21 protein-coding genes are annotated in these 23887 nt (G+C 67.2%); 8 read left to right on the top strand and 13 right to left on the bottom strand.

What is annotated here, in order from left to right:
- Positions 1-72 precede the first annotated feature (72 nt).
- From ACFTSA_RS09840 to ACFTSA_RS09830, 3 genes are all read right to left on the bottom strand, one after another.
- Complete coding sequence (locus ACFTSA_RS09840) at positions 73-2463, bottom strand: ATP-binding cassette domain-containing protein (RefSeq protein WP_377951080.1); 2391 nt, start codon at positions 2461-2463, stop codon at positions 73-75.
- 187 nt (positions 2464-2650) lie between these two features.
- Complete coding sequence (locus tag ACFTSA_RS09835) at positions 2651-3061, bottom strand: VOC family protein (RefSeq protein ID WP_377951079.1); 411 nt, start codon at positions 3059-3061, stop codon at positions 2651-2653.
- 9 nt (positions 3062-3070) lie between these two features.
- Complete coding sequence (locus tag ACFTSA_RS09830) at positions 3071-3514, bottom strand: helix-turn-helix transcriptional regulator (protein ID WP_377951078.1); 444 nt, start codon at positions 3512-3514, stop codon at positions 3071-3073.
- 107 nt (positions 3515-3621) lie between these two features.
- Here ACFTSA_RS09830 and ACFTSA_RS09825 point away from each other — a divergent pair, with 107 nt between their 5' ends.
- The 4 genes from ACFTSA_RS09825 (at position 3622) to ACFTSA_RS09810 (ending at position 7436) form a co-directional block, all read left to right on the top strand.
- Positions 3622-4848: a type III polyketide synthase gene (locus tag ACFTSA_RS09825; protein ID WP_377951077.1), complete on the top strand. Its 1227-nt coding sequence runs from the start codon at positions 3622-3624 to the stop codon at positions 4846-4848.
- Positions 4849-4915: 67 nt separating this feature from the next.
- Entirely contained in the window at positions 4916-5587 is a 672-nt protein-coding gene (locus ACFTSA_RS09820; RefSeq protein ID WP_377951137.1) for a class I SAM-dependent methyltransferase, read from the top strand.
- A complete protein-coding gene (locus ACFTSA_RS09815) occupies positions 5584-6762 on the top strand; it encodes an FAD-dependent oxidoreductase (protein ID WP_377951076.1) in 1179 nt (392 codons plus the stop codon). Before ACFTSA_RS09820 ends, ACFTSA_RS09815 begins: the two co-directional genes overlap by 4 nt.
- The gene (locus ACFTSA_RS09810; RefSeq protein WP_377951075.1) at positions 6759-7436 is read left to right on the top strand and encodes a peptide deformylase; all 678 of its coding nucleotides are present in this window, start codon (positions 6759-6761) and stop codon (positions 7434-7436) included. The genes ACFTSA_RS09815 and ACFTSA_RS09810 overlap by 4 nt, the downstream gene beginning before the upstream one ends.
- Here ACFTSA_RS09810 and ACFTSA_RS09805 read toward each other — a convergent pair.
- Positions 7433-9547, bottom strand: a complete 2115-nt coding sequence (locus ACFTSA_RS09805) for a S9 family peptidase (protein WP_377951074.1) — start codon at positions 9545-9547, stop codon at positions 7433-7435. The two genes, ACFTSA_RS09810 and ACFTSA_RS09805, sit on opposite strands and share 4 nt — an antisense overlap.
- A gap of 74 nt (positions 9548-9621) precedes the next feature.
- Between ACFTSA_RS09805 and ACFTSA_RS09800 the strand changes: the two genes are divergently transcribed.
- The 4 genes from ACFTSA_RS09800 to ACFTSA_RS09785 all read left to right on the top strand — a co-directional run bounded on the left by ACFTSA_RS09800 (position 9622) and on the right by ACFTSA_RS09785 (position 12858).
- Entirely contained in the window at positions 9622-10551 is a 930-nt protein-coding gene (locus ACFTSA_RS09800; RefSeq protein WP_377951073.1) for a putative RNA methyltransferase, read from the top strand.
- Between the two features lie 121 nt (positions 10552-10672).
- Positions 10673-11134, top strand: a complete 462-nt coding sequence (locus tag ACFTSA_RS09795; protein ID WP_377951072.1) for an NfeD family protein — start codon at positions 10673-10675, stop codon at positions 11132-11134.
- A 104-nt stretch (positions 11135-11238) separates the two neighbouring features.
- Positions 11239-12204 carry an SPFH domain-containing protein gene (locus tag ACFTSA_RS09790; protein ID WP_377951071.1) on the top strand — a complete coding sequence of 322 codons (966 nt, stop codon included), beginning with the start codon at positions 11239-11241 and terminating at the stop codon, positions 12202-12204.
- Positions 12205-12510: 306 nt separating this feature from the next.
- Positions 12511-12858: an RNA polymerase-binding protein RbpA gene (locus tag ACFTSA_RS09785; RefSeq protein ID WP_003802221.1), complete on the top strand. Its 348-nt coding sequence runs from the start codon at positions 12511-12513 to the stop codon at positions 12856-12858.
- Between the two features lie 119 nt (positions 12859-12977).
- On the opposite strand, the gene ACFTSA_RS09780 is transcribed toward ACFTSA_RS09785, so the two are convergent.
- The 9 genes from ACFTSA_RS09780 to ACFTSA_RS09740 form a co-directional block, all read right to left on the bottom strand.
- Positions 12978-13715, bottom strand: a complete 738-nt coding sequence (locus tag ACFTSA_RS09780; protein WP_354259846.1) for a polyprenol monophosphomannose synthase — start codon at positions 13713-13715, stop codon at positions 12978-12980.
- A gap of 348 nt (positions 13716-14063) precedes the next feature.
- Positions 14064-15725 (bottom strand): amidohydrolase, encoded by a 1662-nt coding sequence (locus ACFTSA_RS09775; protein WP_377951070.1) that lies wholly within the window; start codon positions 15723-15725, stop codon positions 14064-14066.
- A 57-nt stretch (positions 15726-15782) separates the two neighbouring features.
- Positions 15783-18677 (bottom strand): DEAD/DEAH box helicase, encoded by a 2895-nt coding sequence (locus ACFTSA_RS09770; protein ID WP_377951069.1) that lies wholly within the window; start codon positions 18675-18677, stop codon positions 15783-15785.
- A 24-nt stretch (positions 18678-18701) separates the two neighbouring features.
- Positions 18702-19496, bottom strand: a complete 795-nt coding sequence (gene tatC, locus ACFTSA_RS09765) for a twin-arginine translocase subunit TatC (RefSeq protein ID WP_377951136.1) — start codon at positions 19494-19496, stop codon at positions 18702-18704.
- Positions 19497-19544: 48 nt separating this feature from the next.
- The gene (gene tatA, locus ACFTSA_RS09760; RefSeq protein ID WP_377951068.1) at positions 19545-19814 is read right to left on the bottom strand and encodes a Sec-independent protein translocase subunit TatA; all 270 of its coding nucleotides are present in this window, start codon (positions 19812-19814) and stop codon (positions 19545-19547) included.
- A 35-nt stretch (positions 19815-19849) separates the two neighbouring features.
- A complete protein-coding gene (locus tag ACFTSA_RS09755) occupies positions 19850-20254 on the bottom strand; it encodes a hypothetical protein (RefSeq protein WP_377951067.1) in 405 nt (134 codons plus the stop codon).
- A 42-nt stretch (positions 20255-20296) separates the two neighbouring features.
- Positions 20297-22273, bottom strand: a complete 1977-nt coding sequence (locus tag ACFTSA_RS09750; protein WP_377951066.1) for a helix-turn-helix transcriptional regulator — start codon at positions 22271-22273, stop codon at positions 20297-20299.
- A gap of 161 nt (positions 22274-22434) precedes the next feature.
- Positions 22435-22830, bottom strand: a complete 396-nt coding sequence (locus tag ACFTSA_RS09745) for an FKBP-type peptidyl-prolyl cis-trans isomerase (RefSeq protein WP_307102959.1) — start codon at positions 22828-22830, stop codon at positions 22435-22437.
- A gap of 58 nt (positions 22831-22888) precedes the next feature.
- Positions 22889-23818 (bottom strand): FKBP-type peptidyl-prolyl cis-trans isomerase, encoded by a 930-nt coding sequence (locus ACFTSA_RS09740; protein ID WP_377951065.1) that lies wholly within the window; start codon positions 23816-23818, stop codon positions 22889-22891.
- Between the last annotated feature and the right edge of the window lie 69 nt (positions 23819-23887).

The raw sequence follows: 23887 nt of genomic DNA, 5'->3' as shown, positions 1-23887 counted from the left end.
CCAATTAACTTGACATAACGTGTGACTCGTCAGCATTCCACGATTACCTCCGGTTTATTCATGCAGGGTCCGTCAGCTGGCGCCGACGTACGCCGCGAGGTGCTCGCCGGTCAGCGTTGCACGGCCGGCCACCAGATCACCCGGCGATCCTTCGAAAACGATCCTGCCGCCGTCGTGCCCCGCCCCTGGTCCGAGGTCGATGATCCAGTCGGCATGTGCCATGACTGCCTGGTGGTGCTCGATGACGATTACCGACTTGCCCGAATCGACGAGCCGGTCCAGCAGGCCGAGCAGGTTCTGGACGTCGGCAAGGTGCAGGCCCGTGGTGGGTTCGTCGAGGATGTAGACGTCGCCCTTGTCCGCCATCTGTGCTGCCAGCTTGAGCCGCTGCCGCTCACCGCCGGACAGCGTGGTGAGCGGCTGGCCGAGCGTGAGATAACCAAGCCCGACGTCGGCAAGCCGGTCGAGGATCTTGTGGGCTGCCGGCGTACTCGCATCGCCGTCCTCGAAGAACTCCTCGGCCTCCGCCACGGACATCGCCAGCACCTCGGCAATGTTTCGGCCGCCCAGGGTGTACTCGAGCACCGCTGCCTGGAACCGCTTGCCGTCGCACTCTTCGCAGATGGTCTCGACTGTGGCCATGACGCCCAGATCGGTGTAGATGACGCCGGCGCCGTTGCACGTGGGGCAGGCGCCCTCGGAGTTGGAGCTGAACAACGCCGGCTTCACACCGTTGGCCTTTGCAAACGCCTTGCGGATCGGTTCGAGCAGGCCCGTGTAGGTGGCCGGGTTGCTGCGACGGGAACCGCGGATGCCGGTCTGGTCGATCACCACCACACCGTCGCGCTTGGCCACCGAGCCGTGAATCAGGGAGCTCTTGCCGGAACCTGCCACGCCGGTGAGCACGCACAGCACACCAAGCGGGATGTCGACGTCGACATTCTTGAGGTTGTTCGTCGACGCGCCGCGGATCTCCAGCGCGCCGGAAGCTGCACGCACCGCGTCCTTGAGCTGCGCCCGGTCATCGAGGTGGCGGCCGGTGATGGTGTCACTCCCCCGCAGCCCGTCAACCGTGCCCTCGAAGCAGACGGTGCCGCCGCCGGTGCCGGCGCCCGGGCCGAGGTCGACGATGTGGTCGGCGATCGCAATGCTCTCCGGTTTGTGTTCCACGACGAGCACGGTGTTGCCCTTGTCACGCAGCTGGAGCAGCAGGGAGTTCATCCGCTGGATATCGTGCGGATGCAGACCGATCGTGGGCTCGTCGAAGACGTAGGTGACATCCGTGAGAGAAGAGCCCAGGTGGCGGATCATCTTGGTGCGCTGCGCCTCTCCCCCGGACAGCGTGCCAGACGGCCGGTCCAATGAGAGGTAGCCCAGGCCGATTTCGGCGAACGAGTCCAGCAGGTGCTGCAGCCCGGCCAGCAGCGGAGCCACTGACGGCTCGTCCAGGCCGCGAACCCAGTCGGCCAGGTCCGTGATCTGCATCGTGCAGACGTCCGCGATGTTCTTGCCCTTGATCTTCGAGGACAGAGCCTCCTGGCTGAGCCGGGTGCCGCCGCAGTCGGGACATGTCGTGAAGGTGATGGCCCGCTCGACGAAGGCGCGGACGTGCGGCTGCAGCGAGTCCACATCCTTGGACAGCATCGACTTCTGGATCTTGTTGATGATGCCCTCGTAGGTCAGGTTGATGCCCTCGACCTTGATCTTCGTCGGCTCCTTGTAGAGCAGGTCGTGGAGTTCCTTCTTGGTGAACTTGTTGATCGGCTTGTCCATGTTGAAGCCGGCCCCGCTGAAAATGCGCCCGTACCAGCCGTCCATGCTGTAGCCCGGAATGGTCAGGGCGCCCCCGCTGAGCGACTTGCTGTCGTCATACAGTGCCGTGAGGTCGAAGTCGCTGACGTTGCCCATGCCCTCGCAGCGCGGGCACATGCCGCCGAGCCGGTTGAACGTCGCCTTTTCCGCCTTGGTCTTGTTGCCGCGCTCCACGGTGATCGCCCCGCTGGCCTTCACCGTAGGGATGTTGAAGGAGTAGGCATTGGGCGAGCCGATATGGGGCTGGCCCAGCCTGCTGAAAAGGATGCGCAGCATCGCATTGGCGTCGGTGGCCGTGCCCACGGTGGAGCGCGGGTTGGCGCCCATCCGCTCCTGGTCCACGATGATGGCCGTGGTCAGGCCCTCCAGCACATCGACGTCGGGCCGCGACAGCGTGGGCATGAAGCCCTGCACGAACGCGCTGTACGTTTCATTGATCATCCGCTGCGATTCCGCGGCGATCGTGCCGAACACCAGGGAGCTCTTTCCCGAGCCGGAAACACCTGTGAACACGGTTAGGCGGCGCTTGGGGATCTCGACGCTGACATCCTTGAGGTTGTTCACACGCGCGCCCTGCACACGGATCAGGTCATGGCCGTCGGCGGTGTGCAGTCCGGACGGCTGCGTGTCTGTCCTCGTCGTGGTGGTCATCGTGTCTCCATCTGTTCAGCGGTAATGGGCTGAGCCCGCCGGCTTTCGCGCGCCATGTCTGATTCTTGTTCGTCGGCGCGGCTGCGGCAACAGCTGCGGCAACAGCAAGCGTGGTGGCGGCATCCGTAACGCCGCACGCCATCGGGCGGGCGCAACAGCTGCGCCCGCCAGTGGTGATTGGAAGTACCTAGCGGACCTCGTTGATGCGGATCAGGTTCCCTGCCGGGTCGCGGAAGGCGCAGTCGCGGACGCCGTATGGCTGGTCGGTGGGCTCCTGGACCACCTCGGCCCCGCTGGCTTGCACCTTGTCGAAGGTGGCGTCCAAGTCCGGGGTGCCGAGTACCAGCCGGGCGTAGGTGCCCTTGGCCATCATCTCGGTGATGGTGCGCCGCTCCTCGTCGGTGATGCCGGGATCGGCAGCCGGCGGTTCCAGGACCACGGAGGTGCCGGGCTGATCGGGCGGACCGACGGTAAGCCAGCGCATGCCGCCGTACCCCACATCGTTGCGGAGCTCGAATCCGAGCGTGTCGCGGTAGAACGCCAGGGAGGCGTCGGCGTCGTTGTGTGGAAGGAAAGTGTAGTGAATGGTGAGGTTCATGACGCCAGTCTAGGTACGGCCGGACGGGACCGCTTCTCGATTCCTGACCGGTCTGCTCACCTGTTTCACCACGCACGGCGGCATGCCTGCCGCCTCCCCCGCCGCCTGTGCCCGGTACGAGCTGGGCGGCATGCCGACCAGCTCGGTGAAGCGGGTGCTGAACGTCCCCAGCGAGGAACAGCCGACGGCGAAACACACCTCCGTGACGCTGAGGTCACCGCGCCGGAGCAGCGCCATCGCCCGCTCGATGCGCCGCGTCATCAGATAGGCGTACGGGGGCTCGCCGTAGGCTTCCCGGAACTGCCGGCTGAGGTGCCCGGCGGACATATTCACGCCGCGGGCAAGGGCCTCGACGTCCAGCGGCTGGGCGTACTCCCTGTCAATGCGGTCCCGCACGCGGCGCAGGCGCGCCAGATCGTCCAGGCGCTGTTCGGCTGCGGGTCTTGTGGTCACAGTCGTGATGGTGCTACCTCCTGACCGCGTTGTCCAGTCCGGGGCCGTCCGGTTGCGGCCAGTCCAATCCATTGTCTTAACCCTGCGCTCTCGTTAAGAATGAACGAATGACGGTCTATGTGAGAGCTCTCGAAACTGCAGTTCCGCCGACTATCCTCATCCAGCATGAGGCCCGAGACGTGTTCGCAGCCCAGCCGGGGCTGACCCGCCTTGGGTCGCGGCTCGTGTCCACCTGCTTCGATTCGGCCGCCATCGACACCCGGTACACGGCGGTCCGCGAACTGACCCTGGACTCCACCGCCGAAAATCCCCAGTTTTTCGATCCGCAGACCGGCCTGCTGCGGAGCCCCAGCACCAAGGCACGCAACAACCTCTTCGCCGAAGAAGCAACGAAGCTTTTCATAGAGGCGGCGGGCGCGGCCGTATCCCAGTGTGACGGCATTGACGCGGCGGACATCACCCACCTCATCACCGTCTCCTGTACAGGCTTTTTCAACCCCGGTCCCGACTACAAGATCGTCCGCGCCCTCGGCCTCAACCCTGCCGTGCAGCGCTACCACCTGGGCTTCATGGGCTGCTACGCGGCCTTTCCCGCGCTCCGGGCAGCCAAATCCTTCTGCGAGGCGGACCCGGCGGCAGTTGTGCTGGTGGTGTGCGCCGAGCTCTGCTCGCTGCATGTCCGGACCTCCAACGATCCCGACACGATCATGGGGTCCGCGCTGTTTGCGGACGGCGCGGCAGCCGCCGTCGTGACAGCCCGCGGGGACCTGGCATCCCCGCCGCTGCTCCAGCTGGACCATTTCGAGACGGTCCTGACGCCCGTTGGCGAGGACTCCATGGCCTGGAACATCGGCGATGAAGGCTTCGAGATGGTGCTCGGCAACTACGTGCCGCACATCATCGACGACCACATCGTGGGGGCACTCGAGCCGCTGCTGGCACGCGACCCGTCCCTGCGGGAACTCGCGTACAGCGACATCACCCACTGGGCCATCCACCCGGGCGGCCGCAGCATCCTGGACAAGGTCCAGTCCCGGCTGGACCTCACCGACGAGCAGCTCCGGCCTGCCCGCGAAACGCTGCGGAACTACGGGAACATGAGCAGCGCCACGGTGCTCTTCGTGCTCAAGCACATTCTGGACCTTCCGCCGCAGGAGGGGGACGAACGGATCTGCTCCATGGCGTTCGGCCCGGGCCTGACAGTGGAAACCGGGCTGTTCACCAAAGTGAGGCAGCAGGCCAATGACGCTGATGCGGTGGTGGGCACCACCGCCCTGCGGGACACGCGGTCCGGCGACACCGAGCCATCCGACACCGAGCCGTCCCTGGCCTGATCCGGTGAGAATCCCGGGAAGGGGCCCAGGCATCCTCGGCCGGCGGGACACGGATGCCGTCGAAGACATGGACCGGCCGGACTGCGATCCGGACCGGCTGCAGCGCACTTACCAACAGTTCGCATTGGTCAACCGCGTGGTCTCCGGCTGGCACCGGCTCTATCGCACCAGAGTGCGACCGCAGGTGTCCGGCACCGGCCCGGCTACCCTGCTGGACGTCGGCTGCGGCGGCGGGGACCTGGCAGTGATGCTCGCCCGCTGGGCTGCAAGGGACGGGATCCGGCTCCACGTGACGGGGATCGACCCGGACGAAAGGGCGTTCCGGTTCGCGGTGGACCGGAAGCCGGCACCCGGCGTCGGATTCCGCCAGGCGAGCAGCGGTGACCTGCTCGCCGAGGGCAGGCAGTACGACGTCGTCATTTCCAACCACGTGCTGCACCACCTGACCGCGCAGGAACTGCAGTCGTTCCTGGCCGATTCCGCCCGGCTCGCCCGCCGACTTGCCCTGCACAACGACCTCAGCCGGAGCGCGGCCGCCTATGCCCTGTTCAGCGCCGGGGCCCTGCCGCTCACCGGATCCTACATCCGGGGGGACGGGCTGACCTCCATCAGGCGCAGCTACACGGTCCCGGAGCTGGCAGCGGTGGTCCCCGCCGGCTGGACGGTGGAACCGCACGCACCCTTCCACTGCCTGCTCACCTACCGGCGGCACGATACCTACCGGCAGCGCCAGGCATGACCGATGCGCTGATCGTGGGCGGCGGGCCGGTGGGACTCTTCCTCGGTTCGCTGCTCCTGCAGCACGGGGTCGAGGTGCGGGTCCTGGAACGGCGGACGGGCCGCAACGCCCACACCCGGGCCATCGGCATCCATCCGCCGGCGCTCGCCGCCCTGGAGCGCATCGGCGTTGCCCGCGAGCTGATCGGCCGTGGCGTCCCGATCCGCCAGGGCTTCGCCGTGAGCAAGGGCCGGAGGATCGCCCGCATGCAGTTCGCTCCGGTCTCCGAGCGGTACCCGTTCGTCCTGGCCGTCCCCCAGCCCGTGACCGAGGAGGTGCTGGAGCGGCGGCTCCGGGAGCTGGACTCCGGCGCGCTGATCCGGAACGCCCGGGTCACCGGAATGCACGACGACGGCGGCCGGGTCACGCTCAGCGTCACCACTGGCGGTGGCGCCGCCAGCCACTCCGCCGCTTTCGCGGTGGGTGCCGACGGCGCCTACTCGACAATGCGTTCCCTGCTGGGGGTCCCGGCGCCGGAGAAACTGTATCCGGACCACTATTTGATGGGTGACTTTCCAGAGTCCAGCGCCTTCGGCAGCGACGCCGCACTGTTCCTGGAACGCGATGGAATTGTGGAGTCCTTTCCGCTTCCCGGCGGCGTCCGCCGCTGGGTGGTCCGGCTGGGCAGACCGCCGGCCTGCCCCGATGCGGAGCAGCTGGCCGGACTCGTCGCCCGCAGAACCGGCGTGCCGCTGGACGCCGGTGCGAACACCATGCTCAGCAGCTTCAGTGTCCGTGCACGGCTGGCCGCTCGCATGGTGTCCGGCCGGACGGCGCTGATCGGGGACGCGGCGCACGAGATCAGCCCCATCGGCGGGCAGGGCATGAACCTTGGCTGGCTGGACGCGGAGGCGCTGCTGCCCGCGATCCTCACCGTCGTCCGCGGTGAGCCGTCCGCTCCAGCGCTGCGGCTTTTCGATGCCTCACGACGCCGGGCGGCCGCCGCCGCCAAGCGCCAGGCCGAGGTGAATATGGCACTTGGCAGGCCGCTGCCGGACGGCCTGCTGCGGCCCCGGAACGCCGCGATCGCCGGCGTCGCAGCCATACCCGCGTTCAACGCCCTGGTGGCCCGGCGCTTCACCATGCAGGGAGGCCCACGCAGTGACGCGGTGCGCGGCACTAGGCTGTCCCCATGACCCACACATCGCCGCCAACGACCTACAGCCCCGCCCGGATCAGGGAAACAGTGCAGGAACTGCTGGCACTGGAGGCCCTGCCGCCCATCGTGCAGGCCGGGCACCCGGTGCTGCGGCAGCACGCGGCTCCGTTCGAGGGCCAGCTGGACCCCGATGAACTCAGCCTGCTGATCGTGCTGATGCGGAAGGTCATGCACGCCGCACCCGGGGTGGGGCTGGCAGCCCCGCAGCTGGGTATTCCGCTGCAGCTGGCTGTCCTCGAAGACCAGTTCGAGATCGACGAGGTCACGGCCGCGGCCCGGGGCAGGGCACCGCTGGAGTTTTTCGCGATGCTGAATCCGCGGTACTCCCCCCTGGGCAACGGCACGGCTGCCTTCTTCGAAGGCTGCCTCTCCCTGTCCGGGCTGCAGGCTGTGGTGGAGCGTCCCGAAAGCGTGCGGCTGGATTATGTAACGCCCGACGGCGGCCAGGTTGCCAAGGACTTCAGCGGCTGGCAGGCACGGATCGTGCAGCACGAGACCGACCACCTCCACGGCCGGCTCTACATCGACCGGGCCGAGCTGCGCTCGCTCAGCACCAACACCGAGTACGCCGAGCGCTGGGCCGAACCGGGCATCGCCACGGCCAGCCGGGAGCTAGGCTTCCCGGCCGGCCAGCAGACCCTGGCCGATTAGCGAAGCGAATCAGGCCGGCCCGCATCAGAGTCGCGGCGGTTGCTGTCCGTCGGCAGGTACTTCGCCCACCAGTCGAGGATGTGTTCGAACCGCTGCCGCCGGTGATGCGGCGTGCCCGAGCGTGACAGCTCGTGGTCCTCGCCCGGGAACACGAGGAACGCCGAGTCGACGCCCTGCTGCTTGAGGGCGGTGAAGTAGCGCTGGCCCTGTTCCACGGGGCAGCGCAGGTCCTCCTCGCTGTGGATCACCAGCGTGGGCGTCCGGACGGCGGCCACGGCTGCCATGGGGCTTTGGGCGGCCACCTGCTCGGCTGCCGAGCCAACGTATTCACCGCCGAAGAACCAGCCGATGTCCGACGAGCCGGTGAAGCTGACGGGATCCAGGAAGCCCCGCTCCACGATGGCCGCCCGAAACCGGTGGTCCTGGCTGATGGTCCATGCCGTGAGGTAACCACCATAGGAACCGCCCATGATTCCCAGCGCGCCGGCGTCCAGGGAGGAGAACTTCCCGAGGCTGCCGTCCAAAAACGCAAGCACGTCCTGCATGTCCACCGTGCCCATCCGCTCCTTGATGCTCCGGCCGTGGGCTTGGCCGTAACCGGCCGACCCGCGGGGGTTGCACATCAATACGGCGTAGCCGGCCGAGGCGTAGATCTGTGCCTCATCGAAGAACGCGGTGGTGTACTGCGCGAACGGTCCGCCGTGGATGTTCAGCAGCACCGGGTGCGGGCCTTTGCCCGGCGGCAGAACCAGCCACCCGTGGACGGGGTAGCCGTCGGGGGCGGGGAACGTCAGTTCCTGCGGTTCGATGATGCCTGCTTCGGTCCGCAGTGCCGCAGAGAAGTCGGTGAGCAGCCGGAGCTGGCCGTCCTCGAGGACTCCCACGTCACCTGCCGTGGCGGCGTCGCTGTAGCTGAGGAACACGGTGCCAGCAGCGTCCCCGGCCCCGCCGACCACGCGGTCACCGTGCACGAGGAGGCAGTGGTCTCCCGTGGCGCTGAATTCGAGCAGTTCCACCGTTCCCTGCGCATGGTTGAGCACCAGCGCACTGTCCGGGCCGCGGAGGCCGATGGTGGCACCGGGCGCCTCGACGTCCATGTTTTCCGCGTCGCTCAGGGCGGTAGCCTCGCCGCCCGCGGCGGGCATGACGTAGAGGACCGTGTTCTTGGCAACGAAGTCCTGCCGGGTGCTGCCCAGGTCCTGGGCCGTGAAGAACAGCCAGCGCCCGTCGGCCGATTCCCGGACGTCGGAAACGGTCTGGGCACCCAGGTTGGGGACGGGCATGAGAGCCGGAGTACCGCCGTCGGCCGCTACCCGGTAGATCCCCGATACCAGGTCCTGGTCGGCGTCCTCGTGGAGGGCAGCCACGAAGTAGACGGCACTTCCGTCGCTGCTGAAGGTGGCGCCGGCGTGGTCGGTCGCCGACGTTGTGAGCTGGCGAGGCTTCGGGAACCCCACGGCATCCTCGCCGGACCCGGTTGTATGTTCAGTTGCGCCGTCATGTTCAGTCCTGCCATCGGCCTTGCCCTGTCCGGTGCCGCTCCGCTTGGCGGCGCGCCCTACCGGCTTGACCCAGGGTTCCCCGCCGAGTTCCGGAACATCGAGCAGGAAAAGCTGCTGCGGCTTGTCTCCCGTGTAGCCCTCGCCATTCATCCTGTACTTGTAGTCCGTGATGAGCCGCGCGTCCTCGGCGCCGGACCCCACGCCGTCGAGCGTTCCGTAGCGGCCCGCCTCCGGTTCCCTGGATGCGAAGACGATTTGCGCGGAATCCGGCGACCAGGCGAAGGAGCCGACACCCATCTTCCTGTCGGTCAGTGCCTGCGGTTCTCCGCCTGAGGCCTCCACGACGTGGAGCTGCGGAGCGCCTCCCGGGGCGGAGCGGAGGAATGCCAGCACCCGGCCGTCCGGCGAAAAAGCCGGCGCCGTGTCGCGGAAACCCCGGGTCACGCGGCGGGGCAGCTTTTCCGGGTCCCGCGGAACGCTCCACAGCTGGCCGACATAGGAGTCGGCGTCAAAGTCCGGCCGGACGACGGACACCACGGCCCGGCTGCCGTCGGGGTGGACGGCAGGGGCGGAGACGGAGTTGAGCAGCGGCAAATGTTCAGGCTTCACCCACGTGAGCCTAGCGGGTCGGGCAGATGCACGGAACGGCAGCGGCACAAAACACCTGCCCTAGGATTGTCCTCATGCTTTCGCGCCTGCCCGTTCTTCTTTGCCCCGTCTGCCGCCAGGATCTCCAGGCCGTCCACGACGGCGGCACCGGCCGGGTCAGGGCGCTGGCGTGCCGGGAGCGGCACAGCTTCGACGCCGCCCGGCAGGGGTACTTCAACATGCTGGTCGGCAAAGGAACCGCCTTCGAATCGGACACCGCCGAGATGGTTGCGGCGCGGACAGCCTTCCTCGACGGTGGCCACTACCGCCCGCTGGCCGACGCACTGGCCCGCGCGGCCGCGCCGGCCCTGCACGGGCCGGCCCCGACCATCCTTGACTCCGGCACGGGAACGGGACACTACCTGCGGGCGATCCTGGATTATCTCGAGAGCGCACATGCGGAGGGCGTCAATAGGTCTGCCGGGCCCGACGGCGTGGCCGCCGTCGGGCTGGACATCTCCAAGTTTGCGCTGCGCCGCGCCGCCAAACTCAACCCCGACGCCATCAACCTCGTGGGGGACGTCTGGCAGCCGCTGCCCCTGCCCGACGCCGCCGTCGACGTCATCACCGTGGTGTTCGCGCCCCGCAACGCTGCCGAGTTCGCCCGCGTCCTCAAACCCTCAGGCAGGCTCATCGTGGTGACGCCACGCGCCGGCCACCTCGGGGAGATCGCCAGCGAGGCCGGGATGCTGGGCATCGACCCCGCCAAGGACGAGCGCCTGGCCGAGGCGCTCGCCGGCCGCTTCTCCCCGCTGTCGACGCAGGACATAGACGTGGACCTGTCGCTTTCCCCGGAGGACGTGGCCAACATTGCGCTCATGGGCCCCGCCGGCCACCACACGGACCGCGCCGCACTGAGCGGGCGGCTGGCCGGCCTGCCGCGAACCACCGAAGTGTCCGCCCGGTTCCGGATCAGCATCTTCGTGCCGACCGTATCTGTGCCCCCGGAAAACCGCGCTCCATAACGGCTTGGCCACGTTCCTGCGCTGCCCGCCAATCCCCTGCCGGGCGCTCCCGCTTCGGTCTACGATGGAAGAAAGTTACTGAGGGTCTGCCCCGCAGCCCTCGGGATCAAGGGGGAACGCGATGCTTGAATGGCTTGGCCAAAACTGGTGGGCACTGTGGCTCACCCTCTTCCTGGTGTTCGCCGCCGTGGAGATGCTGACCCTTGATCTGTTTTTCATCATGCTGGGCGGAGGCGCCCTGGCCGGCCTGGTGGCCGACTTCGCCGGCGCCGACCTCTGGCTGGAGATCGTCGTGTTCTGCGTCGTCTCGCTGCTCATGATCGCCTTCGTCCGCCCGGTGACCCTCAAGCACCTGCACAAAGGGCCGCCCGAACAGCGCACCAACATCGACCGCCTGATCGGCGAATCAGCGCTGGTCCTGGAGGCCGTCACGGCCACTGGCGGACGCGTGAAGATCGGCGGCGACATCTGGAGCGCCCGCTCGCAGTCCGGCGTCCTGGCCGAAGGACAGCGCGTGATCGTCTCGGCCATTGAAGGTGCGACGGCGGTCGTCTCACCACAAGCTGAGACCGCCGTCCAGTAGGCGTTCTCCCCATGGTTTCTGCTCCCGCCACGGCGGAGCAGCAGATTGCGGCGAGTTTTTCGCCAGGTTAGAGCTTCACTGAAAGTTGGGGACAAAGGAGAAGTATGGATAGCCCAGGAGGAGTCGCCCTCACGTTCGTGATGGTGGTCCTGATTATTTTCGTCATCATCGTGCTGGTCCGGTCGGTGCGGATCGTGCCCCAGGCCCGGGCCGGCGTCGTGGAACGGCTGGGAAAGTACCAGCGGACACTCAATCCCGGCCTGACCCTCCTCATCCCCTTCGTCGACCGGCTCCTGCCGCTGCTGGACCTGCGCGAGCAGGTGGTGTCCTTCCCGCCGCAACCCGTGATCACCGAGGACAACCTCGTGGTGTCCATCGATACAGTGGTCTACTTCCAGGTCACCGACCCGCGTGCGGCCACCTACGAGATCGCCAACTACATCCAGGCCGTGGAACAGCTGACCACTACCACCCTGCGCAACGTGGTGGGTGGCCTGAACCTCGAAGAGGCGCTCACCTCCCGCGACCAGATCAACGGCCAGCTGCGCGGCGTCCTGGACGAAGCCACCGGCCGCTGGGGCATCCGCGTCTCCCGGGTGGAGCTGAAGGCCATTGACCCGCCGCACTCCATCCAGGATTCGATGGAGAAGCAGATGCGGGCGGAACGTGACCGCCGCGCCGCCATCCTGACCGCTGAGGGTACCAAGCAGTCCGCCATCCTGACAGCAGAAGGGCAGCGGCAGGCCGCCATCCTCAAGGCCGAGGGTGACGCCAAGGCCGCCATCCTTCGTGCCGACGGTGAGGCGCAGGCCATCCAGAAGGTCTTCGACGCCATCCACAAGGGCAACCCGGACCAGAAGCTGCTGGCCTACCAGTACCTGCAGACCTTGCCGAAGCTCGCCGACGGCTCCTCCAACAAGCTGTGGATCATCCCCAGCGAAGTCGGCGAGGCACTGAAGGGCATCGGCAGCGCTCTGGGCGGAACCAACCCCGATCCCCGCTCCGGCGACCTGTTCGGGAGCCAGGACAGCGGCCAGCCCGGCGAGGCAGCGGCCCGGACCCAGTCGTAGCGCTTCAAGGTGAGCAAACGGGAGGCAGGCCGCAACGGCCTGCCTCCGTTTGCTTTTGCACGCGCCGGCGTTGTTGGGCCGGCCTGCCGCACCCGGATTGCTGCACCCCGCCGGATTGCTGCAGCCCGCCGGAACCCGTATAATAGGATATTTGTCCGGCCGGATCAGTCCGTGCGGAACAACAATGCTTGGCGAAGCGTTTCACCTAGTGATGCTACGTGAACCACACCGTAGTCCGGAGGCACCCTTATCAGGGCTTCCGACTAGCGCGGAGTCCGCTCCGCGAACCGATTAGAGGGAGAAATCATGAGCGATCGCAGCCTGCGAGGCATGCGTCTTGGCGCCCAAAGCATGGAGACCGAATCCGGAGTGGAGCCGGCTCCGCGTCAGCGGGTTGAGTACCGGTGCGAGGACGGCGAACAGGTTTTTGTAACCTTTTCCTCCGAAGCCGAAATTCCCCCTGTCTGGGTTTCCAAGACCGGCAAGGAAGCGCTGCTCGTTGATGGCGAACGCCCCGACACCAGCAACGAAAAGGCAGTCCGCACACACTGGGACATGCTGCTTGAGCGTCGCTCTCTTCCTGAGCTCGAGCAGATCCTCGAAGACCGCCTCACCATCCTGCGCGAGCGTCGCGGCGAACGGCGTTCAGCCTAGCCGCTGCTAGCCAGCTGGCAGGCGCCACAGCCAAAGCCACAGCCAAAAGGCCGGACCCGCTGCATCCACCGATGCAGCGGGTCCGGCCTTTTAGGTATCAGCCTGGGCCGGCGTGCCGGTTAGCCGCGCGGGCTCTTGCCGGTCAGCTTCTTCCAGCGGGCGGTCAGGCCCCACTTCGTCACGTTGATCATGGCCTCCACCACGATGTTGCCGCTCATCTTGGACGCCCCCAGTTCGCGCTCCACGAACGTGATGGGCCGCTCCACGATGTTCAGCCCCATCTTGGCGACGCGCCATGCGAGGTCCACCTGGAAGCCGTAACCCACCGAATCGACCTGGTCCAGGTTCAGCTTCTCCAGCGTGGTGCGCCGGAATGCGCGGTAACCGCCGGTCACGTCCTTGATCTTAAGGCCGAGCATGATGCGCGCGTACGTGCTGCCGGTCCGGGAAATGGCCTGGCGGTAGAGCGGCCAGTTCACGACACTTCCGCCCTTCACCCAACGGGAGCCCATGGCGAGGTCTGCGCCCTGGTCAACGGCCTCCAGGAGGGCGGGCAGCTGCTCGGGCTGGTGCGACCCATCGGCGTCCATTTCCACCAGGACGTCGTAGCCGGCATCCAGTCCCCACCTGAAGCCCGCGATGTAGGCGGCGCCCAGACCTTCCTTGCCCTTCCGGTGCAGGACGTGGACCTGGTTGTCTGCAGCCGCGATGCTGTCCGCCAGCTGTCCGGTGCCGTCCGGGCTGTTGTCGTCCACAACGAGCACGTCTGAGGCCGGCACTGCGGCCCGGAGGCGTCCCAGGGTCTTGGGAAGCGACTCCAGCTCGTTGTAGGTGGGGATGATGGTGAGGACACGCACAGGGAGGCCTTTCCTGGATGGGAGCGGTCAGCACGCGGGAGCCCGGCGGGAACGCCGGCTCGCAAAGCGCAACTCCCTATTATACGGGCCCCGCGGGGCACTTCCGTCCGCCACGGGCGGGTCCACGCGCCACGGGCCAGTTCCTGATGCCGCGATAAGCGGATGGAGGAACTGTTTTCTGCTGCGCTTTGGACCCGCCCCGGAAGCTCCATGCTACGGACTGGCTGGGGGCTGTCAACAGCCCCCTGACCTGCCTGTTCACGTATCGCAGCAGGTCAGAGGCCTGTTTGCGGCGGTAATCCCGTCGAAGCCGGGCGCTATGTGTCGCCGAATTAAGCCGGCCGCGGGTCAGGCGCGGAGGGCGTCTGCGGAGAACAGCTCCAGCCCGTTCCGGACGGTTTGCAGGCACCGGGGATCGTTGCCCGTGTCCAGCGCGGGCAGCAGCGGCGTGCGGGCGCGGGGATCCGTGCTCCAGGACTGCACCCTGTTGTCGGCCACCTGGACCATGAGCTCATCCACTTCCCAGACGGCGAAGGTTGCAGGTGCGCCCGGTACCAGCTGCCCGGCCATGGGGTTTTCGTAGCGGGCGGCGCGCCAGCCGGCCCGGGTGTGTCCGAGGAATGCTGCCCGGGCCGAAATCCGCTGGTCGACGTCGTGGTGCTCGAGGCACGCCCGTACGCTGGACCAGGGACGGAGCGGGGTCACCGGGGCGTCACTGCCGAAGCAGATGGGGACGCCGGCCGAGTAGAACGTGGCGAACGGGTTCATGCCCCGGCTGCGGGACCCGAGCCGCTGCTCGTAAAGCCGTCCGTGGCCGCCCCACGCGGCGTCGAACGCAGGTTGCACGCTAACAGTCACGGAATACTTCGCCAAGCGGGCGATGGCATCGGCATCGGCCATTTCAACGTGCTCGAAGCGGTGCCCCGCGGCCCGGACCCGCTGCTCCCCCACTTCGGCGGCAGCTTCCTCGAGGGCCTGCAGGGCCGCGTCGAGACCGGCGTCGCCGATGACGTGGAACCCGCCCTGGATGCCCAGCACGGAGCACGCCGCCAGGTGCGCTGCCGCCTCGGCTACGGAGAGGTACGTCGTCCCTGTCTCCGCCGGAGCATCCGTGTACGGTTCCCGCAGGGACGCCGTGCGGGAACCGATTGATCCGTCCATGTTCAGGTCCCCGGCAAATCCGCGGACCCTGACCCCAAGCTCGGCGAGCAGCGCCTCGGCGTCGGCCGCCGTCGTCGTCAGCTGTCCCCAGTACGGCAGTACCTCAGGAGCGGGGCGGGAGCCTGCCGCGTCATTCCAGCCGGCGGCCAGCCGCAGGTCATCGACGCTGCTGATTTTGGGGGCACCCATCTCGGCCACCGCCACGTAGCCGTTGGCCGCAGCCTCATCCAGTGCGCGCCGCTGGTATTCCTGCAGCGCACCGGCAGGCAGACTGCGGGTGGCTTGCCGGGCTGTACTGTGGGCCTGGCGCCTGACGTGGCCGCCCGGTCTGTAGCCGTCCAGCTCCGCCAGGCCGGCACTGGCCACGAGCGACGGCGAGACGAGGGCTGAGTGCACATCTACCCGCGAGAGATACACCAGACGGCCGGCGGCAGCCCGCTCCAACTCTGCGGCGTCCGGGAGCGTGGGATCGTCCCAGAGGGACTCATCCCAGCCGTGCCCCAGTACCGCGCCGTTGCCGCCCGCGGCCGCGACGGCGTCCAGTAGCTCGCGGGCCGACCGGACACCGCCCAGCTGCAGCGAGTTCAAGGCAATGCCGGTCTCGGTCAGGTGGACGTGCGAATCGACAAAACCCGGGGCAACGAGGGCGCCGCGGAGGTCGATGATGTCCATGGAGCTGTCGGCAATGGAGGTGGCAGCCTGCTCCGAGCCGACCCACGCGATGGTGTCGCCGTCCACGAGCATCGCCGTGGCGAAGGGGTCAGCCGCGGTGTAGACCGAACCGTTGCGGTACAGCGTGACCTTTGACGGTATGGTCCCTTCCTGCGGGCGGGCGGGGGCATCGGCCATGGAGGCGCTCCTTGGTATGTCGAGACAGTATGGGTACGGATGTCGGGCCGGCTGTTCCTAGCCCACGGTGGAGTAGGCGACGACGCCCCGCCTGATCAGCCGGATGGCCTCGGCGCAGAGCCGCGCCAGCCGGGGGTCCAGGCCGGGAATCTTGGCTAGCTGGTCCAGCAGGTCGATCACCTGCTTCACCCAGCGGACGAAGTCGCCGGCGGCCAGATCGGAGCCGCTGAGCACCTCCTGCAGATGCCGGCCGCGGGCCCACTTGTACATGGGCCAGATGAGGCCCAATTCAGGCTCGCCGGTGAGCGGGAGCTTATTCTGTTCCTCCACGTCCTCCAGCGCCGACCACTCGCGGACCACGATGTCCACAGCAGTCTCCAGCGAAACACTGGGCATGCGGGGCCGCAGTCCGCGGTCCTCACGTTTCGCCTGGTACACCAGCACGCTGGCGAACGCCGCCACCTCCACCGCGTCCAGGTCATCGAAGGCGCCCTGCCGCAAGGCCTGGGAAATCAGCAGGTCCTTCTCACCGTAGATCCGGCGCAGGCGCTGGCCGTCGGTGCTGATGCGGTGCTGTCCGTCTTCGGTGGACTCGAGGTAGCCGTAGGCCGAGAGGACATCGCAGACCCGGTCGAAGGTCTTGGCGATGGTGTTGGTGCGGCCCTGGATCTGTCGGACCAGGGCGTCGGTTTCCTTGCGGAGCTTCCACCAGCGTTCGGACCACCGGGCGTGGTCCTCGCGCTCACTGCAGCCGTGGCAGGGGTGGGCCCGCAGGGCACGCCGCAGCTCGGCGATCTTTTTCTCCTGGTTTTGCGAGGCGGAGCCCAGCCCGAAGTCGTTGTTGCGGCTGCTTCCCCGCGCCGGCGGCCGGTTCTCCCGCAGCGCGTTTCGGACCGACGAGGCCAGGTCCCGCCGCGATTTGGGCACCTTGGCGTTGAAGGACTTCGGGATCCTGATCCGTGTGAGCGGCGCGATGGGCCCTTCAAGGTCGTCGACGCCGATCCGGCGCAGCTGGCTTTCCAGGGTCAGGACCGCAGGCCGGGGCTCGCGGGAGCTGTGGTCCGAGCTCAGCACCACGGCGAAGCCGGGCGCCCTGCCTGCCGGGACATCCACGACGTCGCCCGGTAGAAGCCGGCTCAGGGAGTCCTCGTTAAGGGATTTGCGGGCACGTGACTTGGTCCGGGAACTGAAATTCTCGGCGTCGGAAAGTTCCCGCCGCAGCCGGGCGTACTCGGTGAAGTCGCCCAGATGGCAGGTCATCGACTTGGCATAGCCGGCCAGTGATTCCTCGCGGCTGCGGACCTGCCGGGCCAGCCCCACCACGGACCGGTCAGCCTGGAACTGGGCGAAGGAGGACTCCAGGATTTCCCGTGCCCTGGGCCGGCCGAACTGTGCGAGCAGGTTGATGCTCATGTTGTACGTGGGCTGGAAGCTGGAGTTCAGCGGGTACGTCCGGCGTGAGGCAAGGCCGGCCACCGCAGCCGGGTCGGTGCCCGGCTGCCACAGGACCACCGCGTGGCCTTCGACGTCGATGCCGCGCCGGCCCGCCCTGCCGGTGAGCTGGGTGTACTCCCCCGCCGTGATGTCCACGTGGGCTTCGCCGTTGAACTTGTCCAGCTTCTCCAGCACCACGGAACGCGCGGGCATGTTGACCCCGAGGGCCAGCGTTTCGGTGGCAAAGACCGCCTTCACCAGGCCGTCGGCGAAGAGCTTCTCCACCACTTCCTTGAAGGTGGGAAGCATGCCGGCATGGTGGGCCGCGATGCCGCGCAGGAGCCCGTCGCGCCAGTTCCAAAAGCCCAGCACCTCAAGGTCGTCGGACGGGATGTCCTGGCCCGCCTCATCCACCCGCTGGGCGATGATGCGCTGCTCCCGCTCCGTGGTGAGCCACAGGCCGGACGACACGCACTGGGCGACGGCCGCGTCACAGCCGGCCCGGGAAAAGATGAAGGTGATGGCGGGCAGCAGGTCCTGCCGGTCCAGGCTGGCAATGACCTGCGGCCGGCTGGCCCGGCGCACCGCGCTGCGGGTCTCCTGCTGGGGCCGGTCGCCGTATCGCTGGCGCTGCTGGCGCCGCTGGCTCCGGCCGCCGTGGCCGAAGCGGCCCTGGAAGTTGAGCTGGCTTTCAGCCCTGGAAAGGGACAGCAGTTCCGGGTTGACCTCGAATCCCCGCTGGCCGGCCTCGTCCACCGAAGGTGCCGAGGGCAGCGCGGCAGCCGAGGCGGGATTGCCCGCCGGGGCGATTTCGTCGAAGGCGGTCTCGCCCGCGAAGAGATCCACGATGTCCCGGCCCACCATGACGTGCTGCCAGAGCGGTACAGGGCGGTGTTCGGAGACGATGACGTCGGTGTCGCCGCGCACGGTGTCCAGCCACGCGCCGAACTCCTCAGCGTTGGAGACTGTGGCACTTAGGGACGCCACCTGCACCTCACTGGGCAGGTGGATGATGACTTCCTCCCAGACTGCACCGCGGAAGCGGTCGGCCAGGTAGTGGACCTCGTCCATGACCACAAACCCCAGGTCGAACAGGGTGTCGGAGTCGGCGTAGAGCATGTTGCGCAGGACCTCGGTGGTCATCACCACCACGGGCGCGTCGCCGTTGATGCTGGTGTCGCCGGTCAGGAGTCCGACGTTCTCCTCGCCGTATTTCTCCGTCAGCTCGGTGAATTTCTGGTTGCTGAGCGCCTTGATGGGCGTGGTGTAGAACGCCTTCAGCCCCCGCTGCAGCGCCAGGTACACGGCAAACTCGCCCACGATCGTCTTGCCGGCACCGGTGGGTGCGGCCACCAGGACCCCGCGGCCTTCCTGGAGGGACTTGCACGCCTGCCGCTGGAAGTCATCCAGTTCAAAGCTCAGTGTGCGGGCGAATGCACCCAGGTGGGTTTTTGCTTCCGCGGCCCGTTCGGCGCTGGCACGGTACCGTTCGGAGGGCGACGGGGTGGTGGTGGACATGCCTCAAGCCTAGCGGTGGCGCGACTAGAGATTCTTCAGCTCACTGCTCGGGGTCGCGATATCGGCTGTGGCCTCGGTTTCAGCGGCCCGCTTCTCGGCCCTGCGCTCACGACGGCGGTCGTTCAGGACACACAGGCCGATGGCTGCAAAGAAGAGCACCAGCATGGGCGTGGCAAGGTAGAACATGCTCATCGCGTCCGCCCCCGGGGCGGCCATGGCGGCAAAGAGGCAGACGAGGAACACGGTGATGCGCCAGCTCCTTATGAGCTGTGCCCCCCGCAGCAGCCCGGCGAGGTTCAGCCCGACCAGCACAACAGGCAGCAGGAACGCGATGCCGAAGGCGAGCAGAAGCCTCAGCACGAAGGACAGATACACCTGCGCGCTGATGAAGTTTGAGCCGCCGGCGGGAGTGAATTCGGTGAGGACCCGGACAGCATTTGGCAGGACGAGCCAGGCCATCGCCACGCCGCCGACGAAGAGCGGCACCGCGGCCGCCACGAAGGACAGCGCCAGCCGGCGCTCCTTCTTGTGCAGACCGGGGACGATGAACGCCCACAGCTGGTACAGCCACACGGGGCTGGCCAGGATGACGCCGAGGAAGACTGACACCTGGATCATGAGGTCGAACGAGCTCGCCACGCCGTCGAAGTTGAGGGACGCCTGGCGGCCGGCGTTGTTGTTGAGGTCCTTGATCGGCTTGATCAGGGCCGACAGCATGGGCTGATAGACCATGAAACCCGCAACGGTGGCGAGCACAACGGCGATGGCGGACTTGAACAGCCTGTTCCTGAGTTCGCGCAGATGGTCCAGCAGAGCCATCCGTCCCTCAGGGTTGGAGCGACGACTCATGGTTAGTGCCACGTAATCTTAGGCGCGGTTGGGGGGCGGAACGTCGTTGCCGTCTGCCGGGCGGTTCTCCGTCGTGGCGGAACGCGGGTGGTTGACGACGGTGCCTTCAACGGGATCAGAGCCGTCCTTGGCTTCAGGCGCTCCGTCCTTCTTCATTTCGCGGACTTCCGACTTGAAAATACGCATCGACTGGCCGAGGCTCCGGGCCATGCCGGGCAGCTTCGGTGCAGCGAAGAGCACCAAAGCCAGGACGATGATGATGATGAGATGCCAGCCTTCAAGCCTCATGGTGGGTGTTCCTTTCGTTTAGTAACATCCTACGTTTATCTGAATTCGATGTCGCGCAGCGACTGGGGCTGGCCCCGCTCGGCCTTCCGGCGGACCCGGCGCTGGCGCCGGGCCTCCCTGCGGGCCTCTTTGGATGCGTGGTAATCATGGCGCATCTGGTGTGGTGAGGCAAAAGGGGCGGTGCCCGGTGCAACCCCCGCTGGGTGGGAAACCCCGGCTGCGGGTGCAACCCCGACGACGGCGGAACCGGGCCACTCGGCGGCGGCGCCGCCGGCTGCTGCCACGGGAACCGGAAGGCTGGTGAGCTTGTCCCCCGCTTCACCCAGCTCCTTGACCGTCGCCATGAACTGTCGGAACAGGCGGACACCCATGACTACGAAGAACAGCAGGGACAGCGACACGAGCGCCACCCAAATTAGGATCCAGGACCACCAAGGCATGCTGAGTAGTCTAGCGGGCGCATTGGTTGGCTGTTGTACTGGCTAGCTCTTGTACTGGGCGAGGGCCGCTTCAATCCAGTCCCGCGAGGCACGGGCAAGTTGCTCAGGTTCCAGGATCCGCGCCGTTCCGCCGTGCTGGGCAACGAACATGGGCAGCCATGCCGTGTTGCCGAACCGGATTTCCGCCACCAGGCCGCCGTCGGGCAGCGGTGCCGTCCGCTCGGCATAGTAGTCGTCAGCGAGCCCGGCACCGCGGGCGGTGAGCTGGACGGTGACCAGAGTGTCGTCGTCGTTCGGAGTGAACAGCTTTGCCGGGAACCCGCCGTCGGGCGTTATTCCGGACGAGACCGGCCTGCCGGTTGGGGTGAGGTCCTCGATCCGGTCCAGCCGGAAATTCCGGAGGCCGGCCGCTGAATGGCAGTAAGCCTCGAAGTACCAGGTGTTGTCCAGCGAGTAGAGGCGGAGCGGATCCACGTCCCGCTCCGAAAAGGTGTCCTTCTGCGGGGAGAGGTAGACGAGGTGCAGCTGGGACCCTGATTCGATCGCGTTCCGGATGACCTCGAGGTTGGCTGAGTTGCCGGGTCCCACCTCAGGCCCTGACAGGGCCGCCGCCCGGAGCCCTTCCTCCCCCGCAGCCGCCATCAGCTTGAGAGTCACCGAGTCCAGGGCACTTCCCTCGGCCAGTTCAGGCAGCCCGTTCAGGGTCTCCAGGCCCGTGAGCAGGGCGCACGCCTCGTCCACGGTGAAGCGGACCGGCCGGTTCAGCTCCATGGACTGGCTGATGAAAACGTGGCCTTCCTCCCACTGGATGTCCAGCAGCTCGTCCGGGTACCCCTGCGGCAGGCCGGAGCAGATCAGGATCAGCAGATCGCCCTCCAGTTCCTGGCGGGTCACCCCGAACCTGTCGGCGACCTCCTCGATCGGGAGGCCCTGGTTGCGGACCAGGAACGGGACCAGCTGCAGCATCCGCTTGAGCTGGTCCTCAGAGGTCCGCTTGCGGGTCCGCTTTCCCGTCCCCGCGTGACCGAATGAATAGGACGGCACAGGAGCGTCGATGAACGCCGCGGCATCAGCCAGGCGCCGCTGCACGGCAACTGAAAGCTCCGCGGGGCTCACCACCCGGACATTCGGCCCGTACGAGGCAAGTTCCTCCCCAAGCACCTCAGCGTCACGGTAGGGAACGGTCAGCCGGTCCCAGCCGGCGTCGGCCTTCGGGGATGTGTCCCCGGCGGCACGCTTGCGCAGCCCCAGCAGCTTGCCGGCGCGGACGTCCACGACGGCGGCGCTCACCGGGAGCTCCGGAAGGCTGTTCAGCTCGGCACGGACATTGAAGCCGGCCGGCGGCGTGAAGTCCTCCCGGTCCAGAACTGTGACGGCGGACGTGAAGCGCGTCAGCCGGAAGAAGCGCTTGGCGCCGCGGCCCCGGTCGAAGCCGACGAGATACCACTGGCCGAAGCGGCTTCCCAGGCCCCACGGTTCAACCACGCGTTCCTCTTCCCGGCCCGTGCTGCCGGCGAGGTACTGGAAGCGGACAGCGTGCTGGGCGTGCATGGCGGCCACGAGATCCTCGAACGCCTGGCCGGCAGGCTTGATGCGCGGCTGCACGCCGGCCGGAAGTTCGACGTCGGCCAGGCCGCCTGCCGCCTGAAGCTTGCGGAGGGCGTTGCCCGCCGCCGTGCCCAGGGCAGCCTGCTCCCAAAGCTGCGAGGCCAGCAGCAGGACGGTCCATTCGTCCGGGGTCAGTTCCACATCCGGCAGGCGGTTCGATTCCTTGCCGATCCGGTAGCGGGTGGTGCCGGGATCGTCCGAACTCCAGCCCAGGTCCGTGACCGTCTCGACGTCGAAGCCGAAGTCGCGCAGGTCGTTCTTGTCGCGTTCGAACATGCGGCCAAATGCGGCGTCGCTGGCCGCGCCGCCGGCATAGATTCTCTCCCGCAGCTCACTGCGCCGCAGGCCGTACCGCGAGTTCAGCAGGGCGATCAGGAGGTTCAGAAGGCGTTCAGTACGTTGGGCGGACACCTTCGTTACGTTACTAAAGCCGTTCCGGCAAAAACGCGAAAGCGCGGCAACAATCCGGAAAATCCTTCGATTGTTACCGCGCTTGCGCAGTTAAAGCACGGATAGGCCCACGCCCGCAGGGTTCCCTGTCCGAGCTTGCGAGGAGAGGGGGCGGGTGGGGACTAGCGGACGCCCACCAGGTCGACGACGAAGATGAGGGCCTCGTTCGGGCCGATGGCTCCGCCGGCACCGCGCGAGCCGTAGGCCAGTTCGGAGGGGATCTCCAGGCGGCGGCGTCCGCCCACCTTCATGCCGAGCAGACCCTGGTCCCAGCCCTGGATGACCTGGCCAACGCCGACGCGGAAGTCCAGCGGGGCGCCGCGGCCCCAGGATGCGTCGAACTCTTCGCCGGTGGACCAGGCCACGCCGACGTAGTGCGTGGAGACGGTGTCGCCGGCCTTGGCCTCGGGACCGTCACCCTCGATGATGTCCGTGATGACGAGTTCCGTGGGCACCGGGCCTTCGGGGAAGTCGATTTCCGGCTTTTCGCGGTCGAGCTTGCGCTGGCCAAATGACATGGTTGCTCCTTCTGCTGGTGGAACTTGGATATTCGCGTTGTTACTTTACGCTGTGGCGTTACTTAGCGCCGAGGATGTCGACGACGAACACTAGGTCTCCCTTGGCGTCACCCTGGCCCTTATCGCCGTAGGCGAGGTCCTTGGGGATGACGAGCAGGACGCGCGAGCCGACGGTCTTGCCGGTCAGGCCCTGGGTCCAGCCCTTGATGACCTGGTTCAGCGCGAATGATGCCGTCTGCTTGCGGTCGAAGCTGGAGTCGAACTTCTTGCCGCTGGCCAGGGCCACGCCGACGTAGTTGACGGTCAGGGTGTCCGTGGCCTTGACGGCGGCGCCCTTGCCCTTGATCAGGTCCTGGGAAATCAGCTTCTTCGGGGCTGCGACGCCCTTGACCGCGATCTCCGGGACGCCGTCCTTCTCGGTGACGGTCGGCAGGCCGGCCGGCGGGGTGACCGTTTCGCCTTCCGGCTTCTCCAGAGCCTTAGGCGCGTCCTTGGCCGAGATGACCTTGATGATCAGGAGTTCGGACGGCTGGGCGGCGGCACCAGCGGTAGCCGCTTGCCCCGGCGCAACCAGGGCGAGCTGGGAGCCCACCTTGGCGCCCACGAATGCGTTGTAAATTATGGGGCTGCTGGTTTTGACTTCTTCGCTCAGCTCGAACGACTGGGGGTCCCGGGGGAAGCCGTCGTCGATGGTGGAGCCGTCCTTGGCGTTTAGTCTCAGTACCGAAATCTCGGCGACCTGGTTCGCTTTCACCCGGTCGCCGCTGCCTTCAGCGACAACCTTGACGGTGGGTTCGGTCACCTCGAGGGGTTTGGTGAACTCGACGCCCGGGGCTTTCTTGTCGCCCTTGTCCGTCAGCTTGAGCGAATCGAGCTTGGCGGTCTCACCCGCGGACTGGCTGGTCGGTTCCGGGGCTGCGGGCTCCTGGCCGCCACAGGCGGTCAGCAGAAGCAGCGCGGGAAGAAGGATTGCTAGTAGTCGGCGCACGTAAGAACTTTCGTCGGGGCAAGATGGATGCCCTGCCGGTGGCGGTGCCGCACACGGCAAGGCAGTCAG

Origin of the sequence: Arthrobacter sp. NPDC057013 (assembly GCF_042674585.1) — a bacterium.
In the GTDB taxonomy this organism is placed as follows: domain Bacteria; phylum Actinomycetota; class Actinomycetes; order Actinomycetales; family Micrococcaceae; genus Arthrobacter.
Note: the sequence above shows the minus strand (reverse complement) of the source record. Positions and strands in the feature narration are given on the sequence as shown.